We start from the raw sequence: 16,399 nt of genomic DNA on the forward strand, positions 1-16,399 counted from the left end.
TGGGCACGATTGCCCACCTTGCACCCTGAACGTAACGTCTGCGCGGCGTTTCAGGCGGCTACCGGGTAGCAGAATTGTAGTTCTACCCTACAACATTTGTACCGATAGCTCAATCAGAAAAGTAGGGCGGCTACACCAAGGTCACTTAATTGGCAATTTGGTGGTGTTTTTGACCTCTTCCATGACGGCATAAGTGTGGGTTTCCCGCACACCTTTCTGCAACAGCGTCTTGCCCAGGAATTCGCGGTAGGCGGCCATATCCTTGACGCGCGCCTTGACCAGGTAATCGAAACCGCCGGCCACCATATGACATTCCAGTACCTCTGGAATGATTTGTACGCTATGCTTGAAGGCATCGAACACTTCCGGTGTCGTGCGATCAAGCACGACTTCGATGAACACCAGCAGCGATACGTCGAGCAGCTGCGGGTTCAACTGGGCCGTATAGCCCATGATGTAACCGGATTCGTGCAACTTGCGCACGCGCTCCAGGCAGGCCGCCGGCGACAGGTTCACGCGCGCGGCCAGCTCCACATTGCTGATGCGTCCATCGCTCTGCAATTCCATCAAGATTTTCTTACTGATCTTGTCCAGCATTCCTATCACCCCCAAATTAATATTATTTGGTTAAATTGTCGCATCAAAAACTATCTATTGCTAGTCCCCTGTATTACCAGAATTAATCCATAAGAATCCCCTTTACAATCGAATCATCTTAACGTCCGACTTTCTGTATTTTTTTGCACCAAAAAAGAGCAAGAATTACGTCAGTTTTCGTCCCTTTTTCCTTGTAAAGAGCACCTATGCACCCTGCAGGCCCCTCGGCTTTTACCCCGATTCCTTTTGCTGCGTTCCAGGCAGAAATCCTGCCCGAAGCGACACCACAACGCGCCGCCATCACCTCCGCCTATAGGCGCGATGAGGTTTCCGCCGTGCAGTGGCTGTTGCAACAAGTGCGCCCCAGCAGCACCGAAACGACAGCCGAAGGACAAGCGCTGGCGCACCGCCTAGTCTCGAACGTGCGCCAAAAACGCACACGCGCATCGGGCGTCGATGCACTGATGCACGAGTTCTCGCTATCGTCGGAAGAAGGCGTTGCATTGATGTGTCTGGCTGAAGCGCTGTTGCGTATACCCGACAGTCAAACGGCCGATCGCCTGATCGCCGACAAAATCAGCAAGGGCGACTGGAAGAAGCACCTGGGTGAATCGCCATCGCTGTTCGTCAATGCCGCCACCTGGGGCTTGCTGATTACGGGCAAACTGGTCAGCACCAGCAGCGAATCGGGCCTCGGTTCGGCCATGAGCAAGCTCATCGCCAAAGGCGGCGAACCGCTGATCCGCAAGGGCGTCGACCTGGCCATGCGCATGCTGGGCAACCAGTTCGTGACGGGCCAGACCATCGAGGAAGCGTTGAAGAACAGCCGCGAGAATGAAACGCGCGGCTACCGCTACTCGTACGACATGCTGGGCGAGGCGGCCCTGACGCAACAGGACGCGGCCAGCTACTACGCCTCGTACGAAACGGCGATCCATGCCATCGGCAAGGCGTCGAACGGGCGCGGCATCAAGAACGGCCCCGGCATTTCCGTGAAACTGTCGGCCCTGCACGCGCGCTACAGCCGCGCCCAGCGTGCCCGTGTCATGGAAGAATTGCTGCCAAAAGTCAAAGCGTTGCTGTTGCTGGCAAAACAGTACAACATCGGCTTCAACATCGATGCGGAAGAAACGGACCGCCTGGAACTGTCGCTCGACCTGATGGAAGCACTTGCCTTTGATACCGATTTGGCCGGCTTCGACGGCATCGGCTATGTGGTGCAGGCGTATCAGAAGCGCTGCCCGTTCGCCATCGATTACCTGATCGACCTGGCGCACCGCAGCGGCCGCAAGTTCATGGTGCGCCTGGTGAAGGGTGCGTATTGGGATGCGGAAATCAAACGCGCGCAAGTCGATGGCCAGGAAGGCTATCCCGTCTACACGCGCAAGGTCTACACGGACGTCTCTTACCTCGTGTGTGCGCAAAAACTGCTGGCCGCCAGCAGCCTGATCTATCCACAATTTGCCACCCACAACGCGCAAACCCTGTCGACCATTTATACCTGGGCGAAACGCGACGGCATCACCGACTACGAATTCCAGTGCCTGCACGGCATGGGCGAGACCCTGTACGACCAGGTCGTCGGCCCCGACAATCTGGACAAGCCGTGTCGCATCTACGCGCCCGTCGGTTCGCATGAAACCCTGCTGGCCTACCTGGTGCGCCGCCTGCTGGAAAACGGCGCCAACTCGTCGTTCGTCAACCAGATCGTCGACGAAAACGTGGCCATCGATAGCCTGATCCGCGATCCCCTGGAACAGGCGCGCCTGCAGGGCGGCTTGCCGCACCCGTCGATTCCGCTGCCGCTGGACATGTTTGGCAGTGAACGCAAGAACTCGGCCGGCCTGGACCTGTCGAATGAAGACACCTTGCGTACCCTGGCCACCGGCCTGGCGCAGCAACAGTCATGGCAGGCAGCGCCGCTGATCGATGGCGCCGTCAGCCTGAATGGCCCCACGCACATGCTGCACAACCCGGCCCAGCATGACGATGTCGTGGGCAAGGTCATGGAAGCCGGTCCAGCCGACGTGGAAACGGCCCTGGCCAGCGCCAGCGCGTATGCCATGGATTGGCAAACGACAGAGCCATCGATCCGCGCGCAAGCTTTGCAGCGTGCGGCCGACCTGTTCGAAGAGCACCACATCGAGCTGATGGCCCTGGCCGTGCGCGAAGCGGGCAAGTCCCTGCCGAATGCGATCGCGGAAATCCGCGAAGCCGTCGACTTCCTGCGCTACTACGCGGCGCAGGTGGAACACGCGCCGAACACCCTGGCGCTGGGTCCCGTCACCTGCATCAGTCCGTGGAACTTCCCGCTGGCCATCTTTACGGGCCAGCTGGCCGCCGCCCTGGCCGCAGGCAACGTGGTGCTGGCCAAGCCGGCCGAGCAGACGCCGCTGATCGCCCACCGCGCCGTGCAATTGCTGCATGCGGCGGGTGTGCCACGGGGCGCGCTGCAATTCTTGCCCGGCAGCGGCGAAGTCGTTGGTGCCGGCCTGTGCAACGACACGCGCGTGAAAGGCGTGATTTTCACGGGTTCGACGGAAGTGGCGCAATTGATCAATCGCAACCTGGCCGCCCGTGCCGTGGCCGAAGGCATCGACATCCCCCTGATCGCCGAAACGGGTGGCCAGAACGCCCTGATCGTCGATTCGTCCGCCTTGCCGGAGCAAGTGGTGCAGGACGTGATGTCGTCCGCTTTCGACAGCGCCGGCCAGCGCTGCTCGGCCTTGCGCGTGCTGTTCCTGCAAACGGAAATCGCCGACAAGACCATCCATATGCTCAAGGGCGCCATGCAGGAATTGCGCGTTGGCAATCCTGACCGCCTGGCGACCGATATCGGTCCCGTCATCGATGCGGAAGCGCAAGGTAATCTGCTGGCGCACATCAACAAGATGAAAACCATGGCCATCGACCATTATTCGCTCGATTTGCCGACCGTCAAAGGCACGTTTGTCGCCCCGACGGTGCTGGAAATCAAGTCGCTGGCGCAATTGACGCAGGAAGTCTTCGGCCCCGTGCTGCATGTGATCCGCTACAAGCGGGCCGACTTGCCGCAACTGGTGCAATCGATCAACGACAGCGGTTACGGTTTGACCCTGGGCATTCATACGCGCATCGATGAAACCATCGATTTCATCACCAAGCGCGCGCATGTGGGCAATATTTATGTGAACCGCAACATCGTCGGCGCCGTCGTCGGCGTGCAACCGTTCGGCGGCGAAGGCAAATCGGGCACGGGACCGAAAGCCGGTGGTCCCCTGTACCTGAAACGCCTGCAGCGCAATGCGCCGGCCGGCGCGCAGCACCAGCGCCAGGCGCCACCGGCCCTGGATGCGCTGACCGTCTGGGCGAAGATGCATGGCCACGACAAGGTTGGGCAACTGGCACAGGACTATGCGCGCACCACCTTGCTGGGCAGCACCACCGTCTTGCCAGGCCCGACCGGCGAGCGCAATACCCTGAGCTTTGCCGCGCGGGGCACGATTCTGTGCGCGGCGGCAACGTCCGGTACGCTGATGAACCAGCTGGCCGCCGTGCTGGCCACCGGTAACCAGGCCCTCGTGCTGGCGCAAGCGCCGGATCTGATTCCCGGCGACTTGCCGGCCGCGCTGAAGGACCGCATCCAGGTCGTCAGCAGCCTGGAGTCGGTCAAGCATGATTTCCAGATCGCCATGATCGAACCGAGTCTCGATGGCCAGCTCAAACCGCTGCTGGCGGCACGGGAAGGGGCCCTGGTGGCCGCCATCGCCACCACGCAGGAGGGTGCCATCCCCCTGTGGCGCCTGGTCGCTGAGCGGGCGCTGTGCGTGAATACGACGGCAGCAGGTGGAAATGCCAGCTTGATGATGTTAAGTGTCTAAATTTTAGGCAGACAGTTAACGCGGAAGGGCAGAACCAGTGGTTCTGCCCTTTTTTTATGCACGCTAGCTGAAAAATCAGCCAGCCAGGCGCTGGCACAATTGCTGGATCACCGTCAACGCATACGGCGAGGCGACGGTCTGCACAAAACGCATGAAGTCGACTGCCGCCTCTTCGTTGGCGTTGTCGGAAATGGTGCGCATGACGGTAAACGGCACGCCCAGTTCAAAACACACTTGCGCCACGGCGGCGCCTTCCATTTCGACGGCCAGCAGGTCGGGGATATCTTCTTTCAGCTGGTTCACATGCACGGCGCTGCTGATGAACTGGTCACCGCTGGCGATCAGGCCACGGTGGACCTGTGCGTGCTGCAAGCCAAATTCCACGATATGCGCTGCCTTGAGCACGCTGGAGACATCGTCACGCAAGAAATCTTCGGCTGCACCAGCCAGTTGCGTGCTCAATTCCAGGTCCGTGGCAAAACGCTGCAAGCCTGTCAGCGGCACTTCGAAGCGGGGAAACAGGGGACGGGCGTCCATATCGTGCTGCAGCAGCGCTTCGGCCACCACGATATCACCCACTTTCACGCGTTTATCCCCACTGCCGGCCACGCCGGTGAAGACGATGTGGGTAACTCCGTACTTTTCCACAAGGATAGAAGCTGTCATGGCAGCGGCAACCTTGCCCAAACGCGACAGGACGCACACAGCGTCGATATTCCACAGGGTTCCCAGGGTGTAGTCGCGCATGCCGTGTGAACGCCTCTGGGGGCCTTGCATGGCTTCTACGAGCCCCTGCTGTTCTTCGTGCAAGGCACTGATGATGCCTAAACGCATTTTTTTGTGTGAATTCATGCTGTTTTTACAGGTTTTGGGGATTGCAAAACGGTTTACACGGTGAAAACAGTCGTTTCGGCGACTTTTCCACCGTTCGCGTTTGTCTCTGTGTTTTAAATAAAGATGTATACATAAAAATAGTAGTGATAGTAAACGGCCATTTTTTTGTGGATAAGTCGGTATACCGTATAAAAATCATCAACTTGGCGCTCAAAAAAGTAGGCGCACAAGCATTGTATCCAGCAAGGACTTGTTTGGGATAAAAATCGGGCTGTGGACAAAGATCGACTTTTCCCACATCTCATCCTGTGGATATGCAGGCACTTATCCACAGTAGTGAGCAAAAATCATGGTTTTTCTTGCTGTAGTGGCATGGTTGACGTGCTTCGTCTGCCCTGATCCTTGCCTGGCAATCCAGGTTGAGCAACCACGAACGTTGTTCTTTCACAGACCTTCGCATCCAGGTGATTCCTGGAAGACGGTTTGGCAATGGGTCGTGATGTCGCCGTTGGCTTTTTTTTTGGACGGTTTTTGCCTGCTTTTTGAAAATATCCCCGGACTTCCGCTTTTTTTATCGGTTTACAATATATCTATATATAAAAATAGTAGTAATAGTAAACGCGTTTTTTTCTGTGGATAAGTCACTTTTTTTCAACAGGATCAACCGTTTACGCGCAAAATAAAGCGTGCATAATCGCTGTATCACGCGAGGAGCAAAATTGTATAAAATGCGGGCCTGCGCATAACTTCGTGTTTACTCACAAGTCATCCTGTGGATATCAAGTGACTTATCCACAATCGAAGCAAATTCCCCCTCTTTTCGACATCGAACGGCCTGTTAGCTGAGCGGCTGGTCAGGTCGGTTGACGTTCCCATTTTGCAAAACGGTTTGGCAGTGCTGTGCGCGTGATGTTGACCGTCTCGGTTTTCGTCGCGCAGTTGTTGGCTCGAATTTTTTTTGTCAGCAAAGCCGCTCGCCGGCTTTTTTTTGAAGACAAGCTTGCGAACCCTTTCAAAGACGAAGGGCAGGCAAAGCGCGCGTTGTCGGGTTTACCTTAACAAGTTCGTATACAAGAATAGTAATAGTAGTTAACGGGCACATCTTCTGTGGATAAGTCCCGATTTATCCTTGTAAACAATCGCTTGGCGTGCGGATAAACGCTGAGTAAGGGGTGTATCTGCCTGGGATGGTTTTGGGATAAAAAAAGGCGTCCAAAAAAATTTTCGTTTACGCACATATCGTACCTGTGGATATCCATACGGTTATCCACAGCTTGATGACCCTGTTTTTGAGCTTGCCGTGACGCTCGCTCATATCGCTGGCCACGATTAATGTCGCCCTTGCCCGGCACTGGTGGTAATCTCAAGGCGGCTCAGCAGCCATGCATGCATGAAGAAAGACAGACTCTGGTAAAGGGACGCGGTGGGGAGACACGCCGCGCGACAGCTTGATGGCATACCGAAAGGAGCTTCATTGGAATCGGCAGGCGAATACGACTACATCATCGTGGGCGGCGGCACGGCAGGTTGCGTGCTGGCCAATCGGCTCACGCGCGACAAGGATGCCAACGTTTTACTGGTGGAAGCGGGCGGCAAAGACGATTACGTGTGGATCCATATCCCCGTTGGCTATCTGCATTGCATCGGCAATCCCCGCACGGACTGGCTGTATTCCACGCAGGCGGACGCTGGCCTGGGCGGGCGCAGCCTGATCTATCCACGCGGCAAGGTGCTGGGCGGCAGCTCTTCCATCAACGGCATGATCTACATGCGCGGCCAGGCCGGCGATTACGACCACTGGGCCGACTTGACGGACGACGCTTCCTGGCGCTGGGACAAGGTCTTGCCGCTCTTTAAACAAAGCGAGGATTACTACGGCGGCGCGTCGGAAAACCATGGCGTCGGCGGCGAGTGGCGCGTGGAAAAACAGCGCTTGTCGTGGGATATCCTGAACGCGTTCCGCGATGCGGCGCAGCAGGTTGGCATCCCGAAAACCAGCGATTTCAATGGCGGCGACAATAGCGGCAGCGCATATTTCGACGTCAACCAGCGCCGCGGCATCCGCTGGAATACCTCGAAAGCGTTCCTGAAACCGGCATCGCGCCGCCCGAATCTGACCATCATGACGGGCTGCCACGTGGAACGATTGCTGCTGGAAACGACGGAGTCGGGGCCGCGCTGCACGGGTATTGTATTTACGGGCGGCGGCACGCAGTGGCAGGCGACAGCCCGGCGGGAAACCTTGCTGACGGCGGGCGCCATCGGTTCGCCGCAATTGCTGCAATTGTCCGGTATCGGCCCGGCCGCCTTGCTGCAGCAGCATGGCATCGCGCCCGTGCTGGACGCGCCTGGCGTGGGCGGCAACCTGCAAGACCATTTGCAGCTGCGCATGGTATTCAAAGTCCAGGGCGTGAAAACCCTGAACATCATGGCGGGCAATATGCTGGGCAAGATGCAGATCGGCTTGCAGTATGCGCTGTTCCAGAGCGGGCCCATGTCGATGGCGCCATCGCAGCTGGGCGCGTTCGCCAAGTCCGATCCGCAGCAAGCTACGCCGAATCTGCAATACCACGTGCAGCCGCTCTCCTTGGACAAATTCGGCGAGCCCTTGCATGCGTTTCCCGCGTTTACGGCCAGCGTCTGCAATTTGCGGCCCACTTCGCGCGGCCATGTGCGGATCGCCTCGGCCGACAGCTATGCGGCGCCGAAGATCGTGCCCAATTACCTGAGTACGGAGCAGGACCGCACAGTGGCGGCCGACGCCTTGCGCCTGACGCGGGCCATCGTTGCCGCGCCGGCGTTAAGTAAGTTTGCGCCGCAGGAATACAAGCCCGGCGTGCAATTCCAGAGCCAGGAAGAGCTGGCGCAGGCCGCCAGCCAGATCGGTACCACCATCTTCCACCCGGTGGGTACTTGCCGCATGGGCCTGGCCAGCGATGCATCCAGCGTGGTCGACAGCCAGTTGCGCGTGATCGGCGTGGCTGGCTTGCGCGTTGTCGATGCATCGATCATGCCGTACATTACTTCTGGTAACACGAACTCGCCCACCGTGATGATCGCGGAAAAAGCGGCGCAAATGATACACGCGGCCTGGAAATAGCAGGAAATAGCTGGGTAAAGGCGCGAGTTTGCGCCATTCGGGCTGGCGCAAAATCCCCGTAGTTATACTGTATTGTGCGTTAAATTTAAGTTGTGTATTATAAAAATGACTAAGTAGTACAAAAAGTACAACTAGGAGACACGATGTCAAACGTAATCTTGGAAACAAGAAATTTGACCAAGGAATTCAAGGGTTTCACCGCTGTGAGCGAGGTGAACCTGAAGGTAGAGCGGGGCCATATCCACGCCTTGATCGGTCCGAACGGCGCCGGCAAGACCACGTGTTTTAACTTGCTCACCAAATTCCTGGTCCCCACTTCAGGACAGATCCTGTTCAATGGGAAAGATATCACTGCCGCCAAACCGGCCCAGATCGCCCGCATGGGTGTGATCCGTTCTTTCCAGATTTCCGCCGTCTTCCCGCATTTGTCCGTGCTGCAAAATGTGCGCATCGGCTTGCAGCGCCAGCTGGGTACCTCGTTCCACTTCTGGCAAAGCGAACGCGCATTGAACCAGCTCAACGACCGCGCCATGGCCTTGCTGGCCGAGGTCGACCTGACGGAATTTGCCGACACCATCACGGTCGACATGCCGTACGGGCGCAAGCGGGCGCTGGAAATTGCCACCACCCTGGCGATGGAGCCGGAAATGATGCTGCTCGACGAACCGACGCAAGGTATGGGCCACGAAGACGTGCACCGCGTGACGGAACTGATCAAAAAGGTGTCGGCTGGCCGCACGATTCTGATGGTGGAACACAATATGAGCGTGGTCTCGGGTATCTGCGACAAGATTTCCGTCCTGCAGCGCGGCGCCATGCTGGCCGAAGGCAGTTACGCGGAAGTGTCGCGCAATCCGCAAGTGATGGAAGCGTACATGGGCACCACCCACGCGGAACTGGAAGGGGCGCATTGATGGCGACACAAGCGAATCGCGGCGCACCCGCGCTGGAAATTGCACAGCTGCACACCTGGTATGGCGAATCGCACATCCTGCATGACGTGAACTTGAAAGTGGAGCAGGGTGAAGTGGTGACTTTGCTGGGCCGCAACGGCGCCGGCCGCACCACCACCTTGCGCGCCATCATGGGGCTGACGGGTGCGCGCACGGGCTCGATCAAGGTCAACGGTGTCGAAGCGATAGGTTTGGCCACGCACAAAATCGCCCACCTGGGCATCGGGTATTGTCCTGAAGAGCGCGGCATTTTTTCCTCGCTGTCGACGGAGGAAAACCTGTTGCTGCCGCCGACCCTGGCCAGCGGCGAGAAGGGCATGTCGGTGGAAGAAATCTACGCCATGTTCCCGAACTTGCAGGAACGCCGCCACAGCCAGGGCACGCGCCTGTCGGGCGGGGAACAGCAGATGCTGGCCGTAGCGCGCATCCTGCGCACGGGCGCGCGCCTGCTGCTGCTCGATGAAATTTCCGAAGGCCTGGCGCCCGTCATCGTGCAAGGGCTGGCGCGCATGATCACCACCCTGAAAGCGAAGGGCTACACCATAGTCATGGTGGAACAGAATTTCCGGTTTGCCGCGCCACTGGCGGACCGGTTTTATGTGATGGAGCACGGTCAGATCGTCGAGACTTTTGCTGCATCCGAACTGGAGGCCAAGATGCCGGTATTGACCGAGCTGCTTGGCGTGTAGTCCCCATGTAGTACGCGTCCATCTGGTACGCGTTATCGTCCAGCAATCGACTGAATAGCAAACAATAATCCCAACGGAGACACTATGAAACGTAACGCTATCGCCATTGCCACCGCCACTCTTTGCGCCTTGGGCTTTTCCGCCGCCGCGCATGCCCAGGTATCGGGCGACACGATCAAGATCGGTTTTATTTCCGACATGTCGGGCGTGTATTCCGACGTCGACGGCCTCGGCGGCGCGGAAGCCATCAAGATGGCGATCGCCGATGCCGGCGTCGTGCTGGCCGGAAAAAAGGTGGAATTCATTTCTGCCGACCATCAAAACAAGGCCGACATCGCCGCCTCGAAGGCGCGCGAATGGTTCGACCAGCAGGGCGTCGACATGCTGATCGGCGGCACCAATTCCGGCGCCAGCCTGGCCATGGCCAAGGTCGCGGCGGAAAAGAAAAAAATCTTCATCGCCATCGGCGCCGGTTCCTCGCGCCTGACGAATGAAGAGTGCACGCCTTATACCGTGCACTACGCCTATGACACGGTGGCGCTTGCGCGCGGTACGGGCGGCACCATCGTCAAGCAGGGCGGCAAGAACTGGTACTTCATGACGGCTGACTACGCGTTTGGCCATTCGCTGGAAAAAGACACGGCTGAGGTCGTCAAGGCGGCTGGCGGCAAGGTGCTGGGCAGCGTCAAGCATCCGCTGGGCGCCTCGGATTTCTCTTCCTTCCTGCTGCAGGCGCAATCGTCCAAGCCGCAAATCCTCGGTCTGGCCAATGCGGGCGGCGACGCCATCAACAGCATCAAGGCGGCCAACGAGTTCGGCCTGACGAAATCGATGAAACTGGCCGGCTTGCTGATCTTCATCAATGACATCCATTCGCTGGGCCTGAACCTGACGCAAGGCATGTACCTGACGGACGGCTGGTACTGGGATTTGAATCCTGAAACGCGCGCCTGGTCGAAACGCTATTTCGCCAAGATGAAGAAGGAACCGTCGATGCTGCAGGCAGCCGACTATTCGGCTGCGGCGAACTACCTGAAAGCCGTCAAGGCGCTGGGCACGGATGACACCGAGAAAGTCATGGCGTATCTGAAAAAGACCAAGATCAACGACATGTTTACCCAGAATGGTGAAGTGCGCCCCGATGGCCGCATGGTGCACGATATGTATCTGATGGAAGTCAAGAAACCGGCCGAGTCGAAGTACCCATGGGATTACTACAAGGTGGTCGCCACCGTGCCCGGCGCGCAAGCGTATGTGACCAAGGCGGAATCGAAGTGTTCGTTGTGGAAGTAACGCTGTAGCAACCTCCACAGGGTACCCGCCGCTGCGCGGGCGCTCTGTCCTGCACGCTTCGCCCGCAGGGTACGCCTTGCGCCGCCGCACCCGTTTGCGGCGGCGTGTTTCCCTTGATACCACACCGCTACCCGGCGGTGCTTTTTATACTGTGATGCCATGGAAATTTTCGGCGTTCCAATACAAGCGATGATGAGCCAGCTGCTGCTGGGTCTCGTCAACGGCTCGTTCTATGCCATGTTGTCCCTCGGTCTGGCCGTCATCTTCGGCTTGCTTAATGTGATTAATTTCTCGCACGGCGCCATGTACATGATGGGCGCCTTCCTGGCCTGGATGGGCCTCAGCTATTTCGACATCAGTTACTGGGCCATGCTGGTCATCGCCCCGATCCTCGTCGGCCTGGTCGGCATCCTGATCGAAAAGACCATGCTGCGCTGGTTATATAAACTCGACCACCTGTATGGCTTGCTGCTGACCTTTGGCATCACCCTGATCATGGAAGGCGTGTTCCGCTCCTTCTATGGCGTCTCGGGACAGCCGTATGCCGTGCCTGAAGCGCTGGCCGGCGCGACGGACCTGGGTTTCATGATCCTGCCGAACTACCGCGCCTGGGTGGTGATCGCCTCGCTCACCGTGTGCCTGGCTACCTGGTTCGTCATCGAAAAAACCAAGCTCGGTGCCTACCTGCGGGCCGGCACGGAAAACCCGAAACTGGTGGAAGCGTTCGGCATCAACGTGCCGCTGATGGTAACCCTGACGTTCGGCTTCGGCGTGGCGCTGGCCGGTTTCGCCGGCGTGCTGGCGGCGCCGATCATCCAGGTCTCGCCGCTGATGGGCTCGAACCTGATCATCGTCGTGTTTGCCGTGGTGGTGATTGGCGGCATGGGGTCCATCATGGGCTCCATCCTGACGGGCCTGGGCCTGGGCGTGATCGAGGGCCTGACCCGCGTGTTCTACCCGGAAGGCTCGGCCACCGTGGTGTTCGTCGTGATGGTCATCGTGCTGCTGCTGCGTCCCGCCGGCCTGTTCGGCAAAGAAAAGTAATCCTCATCAGTCATGTATTGGAGCTACCACGATGAATAAAAATGTAGGCTACGCCATTGCCTTGCTGCTGGCGTTGGCGGCCCCGTTTTACGGCTATCCCGTCTTCCTGATGAAGTTGCTGTGCTTTGCCCTGTTTGCCTGCGCTTTCAACTTGCTGATCGGCTACACCGGCTTGCTGTCGTTCGGCCATGCGGCCTTCTTCGGCGGCGCCGGCTATGTCACCGGCTATGCGCTGCGCACCTGGGGCTGGCCAACGGAACTGGGCTTGCTGGCCGGCGTCGCCACAGGCGCCTTGCTGGGCCTGGTGATCGGCGGCCTGGCGATCCGCCGCCAGGGCATCTACTTTACGATGATCACCCTGGCGCTGGCGCAGATGGTGTACTTCCTGGCCTTGCGTCTGCCCTTTACGGGGGGCGAGGATGGTTTGCAGGGTGTTCCACGTGGAACCTTGCTGGGCACGATAGACCTGGGCAATGACACCGTCTTGTACTACGTCGTGCTGGCCATTTTTGTTGCCGGCTTCGCCCTGATCGTGCGCACCATCCACTCGCCGTTCGGCCAGGTGCTCAAGGCGATCAAGGAAAACGAACCGCGCGCCATCTCGCTGGGCTACGACGTCAACAAGTACAAGCTGATGGCCATCGTGCTGTCCGCTTCACTGGCCGCGCTGGCGGGCGCCACCAAGACCCTGGTGCTGGGCTTTGAAACCCTCACCGACGTGTACTGGGGCATGTCGGGCCTGGTCGTGCTGATGACATTGGTAGGCGGCATGGGCACCTTGTCCGGTCCCATCCTCGGCGCCGTCTTGATCATCGCGCTGGAAAACAAGCTGGGCGATGTTGGTACCTATCTGGCCACGCACACGGGCATCGAGTGGTTCGGCACCCTGGGCGAATCGGTGGGCATGGTGACCGGCGTGATCTTCGTTATCTGCGTACTGATGTTCCGGCGCGGCATTGTCGGCGAAGCCATCGCGCGCTTCGGCGGCAGGGCTGCCAAGGCCGCGGTCTGATTTTCAAGCAACGCCGGACGGATCGTCCGGCGTTTTTCATTGTGCGTCCACTGTTACTTCAACGGAGAGAACCACCATGCAAACGACGATCACGCGCGCGGGGAGCAGCCTGTGCACCCTGCTGGCGTTGGCAGCCTGCGGCAGCAACCATGCACCGGAAGAGCTGAACCAGATGCCCAGCTACCTGGGTACCATCACGCGCGCCGACTACGACGGCAAGACGAACGATCTGCTGACGGCTGGCCTCGGCAAGACGGGGCTGGCTGGCGCCGCGCCCGCGTATGCGGACGTGGAGCAACCGACGCCGCTCGAACTGCGCCGCAATGCCATCTACGCCAATTACCGCGCCGTACTCGACATTGCCGCCAACAGCGGCTACGGCACCCTGTACGGACCGAACGTGGATGCGTCCGGGAACGTGGGCACGGGCGAGGGCCTGGTCGCGGGCAGTGAATACATCGCCTATGCCGACGATGGCTCGGGCAAGAAGAATGTCACCTTGATGGTGCAGGTGCCGGCCAGCTTCGATCCCGACCATGCCTGCATCGTCACGGGCACGTCCAGCGGCTCGCGCGGCATCTACGGCGCCATCGGCAGCTCGGGTGAATGGGGCTTGAAAAAAGGCTGCGCCGTGGCGTATGCCGACAAGGGCTCCGGCACGGGCCTGTACGTGTTCGAGGACGACAGCGTCAACCTGCAGAACGGCGTGCGCGCGGGCAGGGTGGTCGCCGGCAAGAATGCGCTCTTCGCGCCCGACTTGAGCGACGCCGACCGCCTGGCCTGGGGCGGCGCGAACCCGAACCGCATCGCCTTCAAGCACGCGCACTCGCAGCAAAATCCCGAGAAGGATTGGGGCAAGGTCACCTTGCAGGCCATCGAGATGGCGTATTACGTCTTGAACGAACGCTACGGCGTGCTGGCCCGCGACGGCAGTGCGCGCATCGTGCGGCTGACGCCGAAGAACACCATCACGATTGCCTCGAGTATTTCCAACGGCGCCGGTTCGGCCTTGCTGGCGGCGGAACAGGATACCAAGGGCTTGATCAGCGGCGTGGCGGCCAGCGAGCCGCAGATCCAGCCGGCGGCGTCAAGCGCCTACAGCGTACGCCAGGGTGGGGCGGTAGTCGCCAATCCCGGCCGTGCGCTGTTCGACTACGCCACCTATGCGGCCCTGTATCAGCCATGCATCGCTTCCGTGGCCGGCAATGCGGGACGCTGCACGGCGCTCGTCAGCAAGGGTTTATTGAACGGCGCCGACCTGGCTGCGCAGCAGGCGGACGCGAAGCAGCGCTTGCGCGCGTATGGCTGGCTGCTGGATTCCGATCCGTTGCAGGCGGCACACGCGGGCACGAATATCCTCGTGGCTGTCACGTATGCGTATGCCTACGGCAAATTCTCCGTCACGGACAAGGTGTGCGGTTTCACGTTTGCGCAGACGGACGGCAGCGGTAATCCGGTCGCGTTCACGTCGGCGCAAAAGGCGGCCAGCTTTGCCGCGCAAAACGGCATCCTCGGCAATGTCGTGTACGAAAACAGCGTGGGCGGCGCCAGGGTGTACACGGCCGGCGTGTCGTCTTCCAGCGGCCTGGCGGACCAGTCGCTCGACGGCTTCCTGTGCCTGCGCAGCCTGGCGACGGGACGCGATACCGTCAGTGGCGCCAACTTGCAAGGCACGCTGGCCGGGCAAAGCGTGCGCGTGCGGGCAGGCATGGCGGAGGTCGCGGCCAGCGGCAAATTGAATGGCAAGCCGGCCATCATCGTGCATGGCCGCAGCGATACCCTGATTCCCGTCAATCACGCTTCGCGCGCCTATCTGGGGCTGAACGCCGCCGTGGAAGGGACGAATAGCCGCCTGCGCTATATCGAGGTGACGAACGCCAACCATTTCGATTCCTTCAGCAGCGCCTTGCCGACCCTGATCGTGCCCCTGCACGTGTACCTGAACCGGGCGCTCGATGCCATGTATGTACACTTGAATGCCAAGCAAGCCTTGCCGCCATCGCAGGTGGTGCGCACGGTGACGCGCGCCGATGCGTCAACCTTGATCACCAACGTCAACGTGCCAGCGATCGCCGCGGCGCCGGCGCCCGGCAATGTCATCAGCGTGACGGGGACGGTCGTCGACATTCCCAACTAGGCAGTATCGCTTGTGGAACTTGCGGCCACGTTTCACGTGGCCGTTTTTATTCCCAGGCCGTATCGGGGATGTGGCCCAGTCCCTGGAAGACAGGCTTGGAAAACCAGTAGCCCTGCATCAGGGAAATGCCGCAGCTGGCCAGGAAATCGCGCTCGGCGCGTGTCTCGATGCCTTCGGCCAGTACGCGGATACCGAGCTCACGGCACAGGCTGGCGATGGCCCGCACGATCGCCTGGCGTGGCGCGTGCATATCGATCCCGCGTACCAGGTCCATGTCGATCTTGATGATGTCGGGCTGGTATTCGGCCAGCAGGTTCAAGCCCGCATAGCCGGCGCCGAAATCATCGATGGCCGTCTGGAAACCGAAGCGCCGATAGGCGCGGAAGATATCGACCAGATGGGGACGGTCCTGTACCCGTTCGCCTTCCGTCACTTCAAAGATGATTTTATCGGTCGGGAAGCGGTGCAAGGTGGCCGCTTCCAGGGTGCTGCGGATGCATACTTCGGGACGGTAGACGGCGTTGGGCAAGAAGTTGATCGACAGAAAGCCCTGCATATCCAGCTTGGCTGCGCCGGCCACGGCCTTGACGCGGCAAGCCTGGTCGAAGCGGTAGCGGTTGGCGTCGTTGACTTGCGCCAGCACACTGGCCGCGCTTTCGCCGTTGGGCCCGCGCACCAGCGCCTCGTGCGCATAGATACTGCACGTGGCCAGGTCGACGATGGGCTGATAGGCATACTCGAAGGCAAACGGCAGCGGCGCGCTGTCGTGGCAGCCTGCACAGGCACCGTGTGGAAAGCTGGTGGCGTCAGGATGAATCGGGATGTCGGGAGGTGTCATGGTGCTAGTGTAGGCGGACGGATTGGCTGATTCCGTCTGCTG

The 16,399-nt window shown here is 59.6% G+C and carries 11 protein-coding genes; 8 read left to right on the plus strand and 3 right to left on the minus strand.

The window, feature by feature from the left end; translation table 11 throughout:
- Nucleotides 1–141 precede the first annotated feature (141 nt).
- Nucleotides 142–597, minus strand: a complete 456-nt coding sequence (locus tag U0004_RS01480) for an Lrp/AsnC ligand binding domain-containing protein (protein WP_010393827.1) — start codon at nt 595–597, stop codon at nt 142–144.
- 206 nt (nt 598–803) lie between these two features.
- Between U0004_RS01480 and putA the strand changes: the two genes are divergently transcribed.
- Nucleotides 804–4,457 (plus strand): trifunctional transcriptional regulator/proline dehydrogenase/L-glutamate gamma-semialdehyde dehydrogenase, encoded by a 3,654-nt coding sequence (gene putA / locus U0004_RS01485; protein WP_070257835.1) that lies wholly within the window; start codon nt 804–806, stop codon nt 4,455–4,457.
- A gap of 75 nt (nt 4,458–4,532) precedes the next feature.
- Here putA and U0004_RS01490 read toward each other — a convergent pair whose 3' ends face one another.
- On the minus strand, nt 4,533–5,291 hold the full coding sequence (locus U0004_RS01490; protein WP_070257834.1) for a 5'-methylthioadenosine/adenosylhomocysteine nucleosidase: 759 nt from the start codon (nt 5,289–5,291) through the stop codon (nt 4,533–4,535).
- Nucleotides 5,292–6,765: 1,474 nt separating this feature from the next.
- Between U0004_RS01490 and U0004_RS01495 the strand changes: the two genes are divergently transcribed.
- From U0004_RS01495 to U0004_RS01525, 7 genes are all read left to right on the plus strand, one after another.
- Entirely contained in the window at nt 6,766–8,391 is a 1,626-nt protein-coding gene (locus tag U0004_RS01495) for a GMC family oxidoreductase (protein ID WP_070257833.1), read from the plus strand.
- Between the two features lie 143 nt (nt 8,392–8,534).
- Nucleotides 8,535–9,305, plus strand: a complete 771-nt coding sequence (locus tag U0004_RS01500; protein ID WP_035823437.1) for an ABC transporter ATP-binding protein — start codon at nt 8,535–8,537, stop codon at nt 9,303–9,305.
- Nucleotides 9,305–10,033: an ABC transporter ATP-binding protein gene (locus tag U0004_RS01505; RefSeq protein ID WP_034783852.1), complete on the plus strand. Its 729-nt coding sequence runs from the start codon at nt 9,305–9,307 to the stop codon at nt 10,031–10,033. Before U0004_RS01500 ends, U0004_RS01505 begins: the two co-directional genes overlap by 1 nt.
- Nucleotides 10,034–10,117: 84 nt before the next feature.
- On the plus strand, nt 10,118–11,326 hold the full coding sequence (locus U0004_RS01510) for an ABC transporter substrate-binding protein (RefSeq protein WP_070257832.1): 1,209 nt from the start codon (nt 10,118–10,120) through the stop codon (nt 11,324–11,326).
- Nucleotides 11,327–11,485: 159 nt separating this feature from the next.
- The gene (locus U0004_RS01515; protein ID WP_034783850.1) at nt 11,486–12,370 is read left to right on the plus strand and encodes a branched-chain amino acid ABC transporter permease; all 885 of its coding nucleotides are present in this window, start codon (nt 11,486–11,488) and stop codon (nt 12,368–12,370) included.
- Nucleotides 12,371–12,401: 31 nt separating this feature from the next.
- Nucleotides 12,402–13,382 (plus strand): branched-chain amino acid ABC transporter permease, encoded by a 981-nt coding sequence (locus U0004_RS01520; RefSeq protein ID WP_034752665.1) that lies wholly within the window; start codon nt 12,402–12,404, stop codon nt 13,380–13,382.
- Nucleotides 13,383–13,458: 76 nt separating this feature from the next.
- Entirely contained in the window at nt 13,459–15,519 is a 2,061-nt protein-coding gene (locus U0004_RS01525; RefSeq protein ID WP_070257831.1) for a 3-hydroxybutyrate oligomer hydrolase family protein, read from the plus strand.
- A 46-nt stretch (nt 15,520–15,565) separates the two neighbouring features.
- Here U0004_RS01525 and U0004_RS01530 read toward each other — a convergent pair whose 3' ends face one another.
- Complete coding sequence (locus tag U0004_RS01530) at nt 15,566–16,357, minus strand: EAL domain-containing protein (protein WP_070257830.1); 792 nt, start codon at nt 16,355–16,357, stop codon at nt 15,566–15,568.
- Nucleotides 16,358–16,399 lie beyond the last annotated feature (42 nt).

The sequence above is a fragment of the Janthinobacterium lividum genome, from assembly GCF_034424625.1.
GTDB lineage: Bacteria > Pseudomonadota > Gammaproteobacteria > Burkholderiales > Burkholderiaceae_D > Janthinobacterium > Janthinobacterium lividum.

What these genes read in the sequence shown, in the direction of transcription:
- U0004_RS01480 (WP_010393827.1), bottom strand. Translation starts at nt 597, where the DNA reads ATGCTGGACAAGATCAGTAAGAAAATCTTGATGGAATTGCAGAGCGAT.
- putA (WP_070257835.1), top strand. Translation starts at nt 804, where the DNA reads ATGCACCCTGCAGGCCCCTCGGCTTTTACCCCGATTCCTTTTGCTGCG.
- U0004_RS01490 (WP_070257834.1), bottom strand. Translation starts at nt 5,291, where the DNA reads ATGCGTTTAGGCATCATCAGTGCCTTGCACGAAGAACAGCAGGGGCTC.
- U0004_RS01500 (WP_035823437.1), top strand. Translation starts at nt 8,535, where the DNA reads ATGTCAAACGTAATCTTGGAAACAAGAAATTTGACCAAGGAATTCAAG.
- U0004_RS01505 (WP_034783852.1), top strand. Translation starts at nt 9,305, where the DNA reads ATGGCGACACAAGCGAATCGCGGCGCACCCGCGCTGGAAATTGCACAG.
- U0004_RS01510 (WP_070257832.1), top strand. Translation starts at nt 10,118, where the DNA reads ATGAAACGTAACGCTATCGCCATTGCCACCGCCACTCTTTGCGCCTTG.
- U0004_RS01515 (WP_034783850.1), top strand. Translation starts at nt 11,486, where the DNA reads ATGGAAATTTTCGGCGTTCCAATACAAGCGATGATGAGCCAGCTGCTG.
- U0004_RS01520 (WP_034752665.1), top strand. Translation starts at nt 12,402, where the DNA reads ATGAATAAAAATGTAGGCTACGCCATTGCCTTGCTGCTGGCGTTGGCG.
- U0004_RS01525 (WP_070257831.1), top strand. Translation starts at nt 13,459, where the DNA reads ATGCAAACGACGATCACGCGCGCGGGGAGCAGCCTGTGCACCCTGCTG.
- U0004_RS01530 (WP_070257830.1), bottom strand. Translation starts at nt 16,357, where the DNA reads ATGACACCTCCCGACATCCCGATTCATCCTGACGCCACCAGCTTTCCA.